At 65.8% G+C, this 512-nt stretch carries 1 protein-coding gene; it reads right to left on the reverse strand.

The window, feature by feature from the left end; translation table 11 throughout:
* Positions 1–512: 3-deoxy-7-phosphoheptulonate synthase (locus JQC81_RS32715; protein ID WP_203275907.1), on the reverse strand; the 512-nt coding region annotated here is incomplete at both ends.

Consider the following 512-nt stretch of genomic DNA (forward strand, 5'->3'; position numbering starts at 1 on the left):
TAGCCCGAGCCTGCCTTGATGGTGTTGCCGTGCATCGGATCGCAGGACCACACCACCGTGCGCCCTTCCCGCTCGACGGCGCGGATCAGACCGGGCAGATGATCGGCGACCTTGCCTGCGCCGAAGCGGCAGATCAGGGTGAGGCGGCCGGCCTCGTCCTCAGGGTTGAGGGTGTCGATGAGCCTGAGCAGCCCATCGGCCGAGAGCGACGGGCCGCATTTGAGCCCGATCGGGTTCTTGATGCCGCGCATGTATTCGATATGGGCGTGATCAGGCTGGCGGGTGCGGTCGCCGATCCAGAGCATGTGGCCCGAGGTGGCGTACCAGTCGCCGGTCGTGGAATCGACCCGGGTCATGGCCTCCTCGTAGCCGAGCAGCAGCGCCTCGTGGCTGGTGTAGAAATCCGTCGAGCGCATCTCGGGATGGGTCTCGGGATCGATCCCGATGGCCCGCATGAAGTTGATGCTCTCGGTGATCCGCTCGGCCAGCTCGCTATAGCGCGAGGATTGCGG

This window comes from Microvirga arabica, from assembly GCF_016811235.1.
GTDB lineage: Bacteria > Pseudomonadota > Alphaproteobacteria > Rhizobiales > Beijerinckiaceae > Microvirga > Microvirga arabica.